Source organism: Oleiphilus sp. HI0123 (assembly GCF_001635315.1).
On record NZ_LWGE01001114.1, the window covers coordinates 1 to 5,788 of the forward strand.

General features: G+C 39.0%; 3 protein-coding genes. All 3 read right to left on the reverse strand.

The features are described from left to right. Positions 1-113: 113 nt before the first annotated feature. Complete coding sequence (locus tag A3761_RS11355; RefSeq protein ID WP_068739906.1) at positions 114-1,307, reverse strand: DGQHR domain-containing protein; 1,194 nt, start codon at positions 1,305-1,307, stop codon at positions 114-116. A gap of 3 nt (positions 1,308-1,310) precedes the next feature. Further along, positions 1,311-1,862, reverse strand: a complete 552-nt coding sequence (locus A3761_RS11360; RefSeq protein WP_156491804.1) for a hypothetical protein — start codon at positions 1,860-1,862, stop codon at positions 1,311-1,313. Positions 1,863-1,881: 19 nt separating this feature from the next. Continuing rightward, a partial coding sequence (gene dptH, locus A3761_RS11365) for a DNA phosphorothioation-dependent restriction protein DptH (protein ID WP_068750232.1) occupies positions 1,882-5,788 on the reverse strand: 3,907 nt, incomplete at its 5' end.

Consider the following 5,788-nt stretch of genomic DNA (forward strand, 5'->3'; position numbering starts at 1 on the left):
AATCGAAAAATCTCCTCACCTAGAAAGATAGAATACCAACCATCAATTGAGTATTTGGATTGGCACTTCTCTGAAGTGTTCCGTCAATAAGTAGTCCGTTTATCCTCTAGAATCTAGAATGCTGGGGGAAGTTCTCTTGTTCCCTTAGTCGCGACACGAAAACTTCGACTAACCCCTTCAATATCTTCATCTATTAAGCCAAACATATACAACATAAAATCTATCATTACTTTTTTATTCTTGAGCTCTAATTTACCTGTATTCCATATTAAGTTGTTCAAATGAGCCCCATCCATAGAAAAATCAAATTCGTTTACTTTGGTTTCCAGTTCATCAAGCCGGTCTGATTTATAAAACGCTTTATAAACTTCAGCCATTGCCATTATACCTACAGGTCTGAAAAGCAAATTATTCTCAGTGAAACGTGCCTCCTCTATTGTTATTTGCTTATCAATGATACATCGTTTAACAGAAGTTATTTTCATCATCACGAAATCAAAAAAACTCTTTGATATATCAAACATCTCGTTCAGGTCATCATCATTCCAATTTTTTTTCCTAAAATTTCTATGCAAAGGTTTGAGGATTTTATTGACAGAAGCCAAAGTCAGTAAGTTTGTATATTGCTCGACACAGTTAGCTGGAAGAGAACCGCTTTTAGTTAACGCAATTAAATCACCAGACATAAAATGTTCGTAATCACTATAAAGCCTTCGAGCAACAATGTTGTGAGAATCTTCTTCATCTATTATCGCCAAGTCCCCGTTTGAAACTCTAACGGCTTTTTTATTTATGTCAGCGAACAGTCTTCTAGTTCTTCGATTTCCACACTCGTCATCATTATGTGCCACAAAAATAACAGAAAATTGGTCTTCGCTAGCCAGCCCTTCACTTTGAGCATGTTTTATTGCTTCAACTCGATGCTGCCCATCGATTGCAAACATCTCTTCGTTGCCATCAAATTTTAGGATTCCGACAGAGTCTTCCAAATAGCTTATTTCGTTTTCACCTAAGTTTGACAACTCGTCAACCATAGCTAGAGAAAATGAATTCCATTCAGGAACTCCCCCAAAAACACCGACAATTATCGAGTTAAAAAAACGATCGTCTCTCTCATCAATATATTTCACTAATTTGTCGACATTAGCAGTGATATCTCGCTGTAGATATTCCTCTAGACTTTCAGCCTCTCTGATATTATGAGCTCGCAAGATCTTTTGACTAATCTGTTCCGCTGTCATTACAGTAGAATAATAAACCCAGTCTCCCACAACACCTCTCAAACAAGGAAATACATTAGTCGCCATTACTTATCTTCCCCACGCATTTCTAGATTCCTTAATTTCAACTGGAAAATCTCTCTTTCCCGCCCAAGGGTAGTAGAAACCATGAAATGCAGTTTCAAGCTCCCTTAATTCTTCAGGTTGAAGGTCCACTTTCGAATAAACAATATATGTATTTTTATGGTAGAACTTCAGTGCATTATGAACCGCTTTTCTCTTCTTGATTGATGAGAACTGCAAATACTCCGGAAGCCTCATATTGAGATGACGCCTTGAAGAGTTCTCTCCAGCAATCCCCACATAGTAAACATAGCCAGGTAAACCAAAAACGGTTACATCGGGCTTTACGATAAAAAGATAAACGCCAACTCCATTAGCGCTATTTGGATTCGCAACTAAATGCTGCTCTAGCTCCGTAAATTTGACTTCGACCCAGCTGTATTCTTGACGTTCAATTATATCAATATTCTCTGCCCAATATTTGGGGCTAATTGCCACTGTCCGCTCGGCGAGCTTAAGATGAAACTCATCACTAGCAGCCATAAACGAGTCATAATCGCTTTGTAAATTATCAATCAAGTCCTGCGTAGCCATAGTTTTAAACAATCAGCTCCCAAAATGCCTTATCTTTGATCTTACTAACCTTTTTATCCCCATCTATGTATAGACTATAGTGCTTGTCTAGCTCTCGTATAGTTTTCATCAGGTATTCTTGCTCAGCCTTATCGTCCTTATTAAACAGAGATTTAATATCTTGATTCTTGATCTGCGAAACACGATGAATAACCCAGCTCAATATATAAGCCGAATAATCGTTCTCTTTGGTCTTGAAGTGAGTAATATCTTGCGTCGATAAAATTACCCCTACGCCGTACTCCCGTCCTTCTTTTAATACTTTTCGTAAGCTTGGGAAATCCTGAGACATGAAGTTATCAGCTTCATCCACCAATATCATTTTGGTCACCTGACGGAAGTCACCTCTAACTTCAGGTTTGCCCTGCTTTTGCATTTGTGAATAGAACAAATCTAATGTTAATGCGACAACGAGATTCTGAATCTGGGGAGGGTAACCAGCCAATTCGATTACTCTAATTCCATCAATCAGCTGATATAAACTCGTGCATTTACTAATNTCATCTTCGAATATTTCCAGCTCATATAAGCTTTCAAGCGCAGCATAAAGAGAGTCTTCTTCGACCTTCTCTTGATCAATAAACAAGCTCCAAACATCTGCAATAGTCGGTGCTGGCTTAGACCATGTTGATTGATCAGACTTACTTATTCCAGCAAGCTCATAGGCCTCACTAATCAACTTACGAAGTTTTAGTTGCTGCTTTTGCCCCAAGCCGAAAGCTTTCCCCATGGTTTCTGAGAAGCCCCTAGCCGTATGAACCGGCAACATAGGGGTATCGCCAAAGAGGCTCAACGGATTATAGGGAAGCTTATGAAGGTTATATTTCTTTCCTCCCGTGACAGATAAAAACTTATCATCAACATAGTCGGACTTGTAATCGAATATCAACAAACCAATAGGTTTCGCATCAATATTCAAATGTTGGTTTCGATATAGCTGAGTAACTACCGACTTTGTACATTGAGTTTTGCCAGTCCCCATAGTGCCAATAATACCTGAGTTAGTATTCATAAATTTGGCTGTATTAGTCGGCTCCCAGTAAACTGGTTCATCATGTTTTACTTCGTGACCAACTAGTACTTTTAGAGATTCTGTTGGTTCAATCTTCTGAACACTCTCAACTTCAATATTCTCTTCAATTTCCTGATGCTCTTCATCAACAACTTCTTTGACGATATCGGATATTTCCTGATGATCAACATTCTGAACAACTTCACAAGCTTCGGAATGGGTTAAAAAGTACTTTTCCGGTACTTGCGCAGCGGCAGTCAAATGAGTATCGAGCAATAAGGTCTTAAGGGGGGTTGAAATTGTCTTAGGCAGAAAACTGTATGGAACCTCAATTTTCAGTATACCTTCCACTTCTTCAACATTGGTTTCTAAGCACTTGTCATCTTGAAGGTTAGCTACAACAAATCCGCGAGGATAATCAGCGATACCTGCCAATTCGTAGTCGCCTTGTAACCACCACTCTTTGTTATCAACAAATTGAGAAAAGTACCCCTCTGGATAGATAGAATATAGTTCGTACTTATCAATCTGCATTAATGCCTGTCGGATGAACAACCCTCGATACAGCTTTCTCGAAAAACCATCTCCGCTAAGGAGCTCTTCACTTAAATAGCGCGATAATTCCTGAGCTTGCTTGATTGCTTTTTTAACGTCATAACTAACGCCAGTTTTAACCTCTAAAGGCAGCAAGTAGAGTTTTTGATCTTTGAACCCTACAAACAGTACGTCATCAGAAATAGCCCCCGACTTATACCCTTGAACATTCCTAGAAAACTCTGACTCTGACATCTTAAGGCCAATATTTCCGGACACTCTTACCATTTCAGCAGCCGACATCGGTACCCAAGTGATATCAGAATTAGCCAACAAACAACTCACTAATTTATACGCTGCTAATATTCCTTTACGCTCTTTGCGAATAAGCGGTGGATCAGTGATCATCTTTAATAACCACTCTCCATTAAAGGCATTAAATTCGCCTATCAAGCCTCCCTCTTCTTTCTCAAGCACTTTGTCATACAAATCAGTTTGACGTGTCACCGTAATCGCATCATAACTAGCAGAGCTAGTATATTGATCCGAATAGTGTATGAGCAGCATATCTTGGGAGTTTTCAAAGAAATCCAATGTTACTTTAGGGTCAATAATAGATGTCCAAATTGCGCTGTCATAAGAGCGTTCTAATTGAGTCTTAAACCTATCATCGACTGCCAACGCTATCGCACTACTATCACGATACTCGATTGCTGATTCTCTTGAAGGCCGAATGAGTCGACCAAGCATCTCTGCAATTTCTACATGCAGCAATCCTTTGAAGTCAGTATTCTTTAGTCCAAAACCTGTTATATAGTTTCCTTGCTCACTCGCTGAAGCCTCTCCATTAATCAAACCATGGCAGGTAATTCCAGATAGTTTATCTTCTGGGTTTACGTCAATTACCTTAACCTTTTGATTATTTCTAAAGAAAGTTAAATGCGCGTATGCTTGTTGATCACTTTCATCGTGCGTGAATTTACTGTAAGTAACGCGTGTTCTTAGTAGGTCAACAATTGTATCGGCATGATCTTTGGCTTTTCCTTTATTCAGTCCATAGCTCTGTTTTATCTGGTCATAACTAGACATATCAGAAAAGCGATCAAACTCATTTTGAATCAGTGAATCATCATAGACGTTCACATGAATATTGACTGTTTTATTCTTGTGCTTAATTACGTGCTCAACTACACCGAGAAATAACTCATGATTCTCATAATTGTTAACCGAGTTAATAATCAAAGTAGAGCGAGCATCAATGCCTTTGCTTTTCCCAAATAAGGAGGAAAACGCCTCGGTAAACTCGTCTATTTTGTCTTTAACAAGCTTAGTTACATAACTATAGTTAGTGTCTTTATGCGGAACACAGTGCATCCAGAAACAGTTATGTTCGTGCACCTTTACATACGAGAAACTATGCTCAGCATCGAAGACAAAAGGCAGCAACCCCTGAGGGTTTAGTCGATCAAGTGTCACTTTTGGTAGGTCATGAAAACTATTAGAGGCGTCAGCGATTACATACTCAACTAGATTCAAGTAATAAGATAATACCAGAGGATGAACTGGCGAGATAAATTCATCACCTTCGTGATGCATCATACCAATCTGCAAGACAAGCTTTTGCTCATCCTCCAAATATCTCTTGTGAGGAATTAAACTCAGATATTCATGATAAGCGCTGACTACTTGCTTTACTAAGGCTCGGTATTCATTCCCCCAGCCGCATAAAGATGGAAGTGTTTTATTTTTTACATAGTATTCGTAAAGCAAACGATATGATTCAGCCAAGTTAGGCGCCACATCATTAACTTCACTTAGTGAAATTTCTTTTTCAGTTTTATCGTTACTATAGAGTAGGTCATGATCAATTAGGCTAGCTTCCAAGTCTAATAACCCAATAGCCTGAGTTTGACCTTTCACTTCCTTGTTCTCAATATAGACTCGTCGTTTTGTTCGTCTGAATACACCAACCAAAGAATCTGAGAACAGCTTAGCACCACGAGATTGGTCAAAAATAAGTGGTAACGTAAGAACCTCTGTTGGCGCAGCGCCCTCTACTTCAAAAGTCAACTTGGCTCCACCATTAACAACGTCGAATAATATTCGATCGACCTCGTTAGACAATAATGCAAAATCGACAACACCATGCTCTAAGACAGAAAATCGCTGCCCCACAGTTTCGAGGTTCACTTTACTCTGAAGATCAGATACAGAAATATCTAGCTCAGTATCTTGCGTTTGAAGTGTTACAAGCTGCTTTTGAGGGTTCACCACGAAACTATTTTCAATCGCCTCTGTATTAAATTGGCCAGATTTAACGACTAAA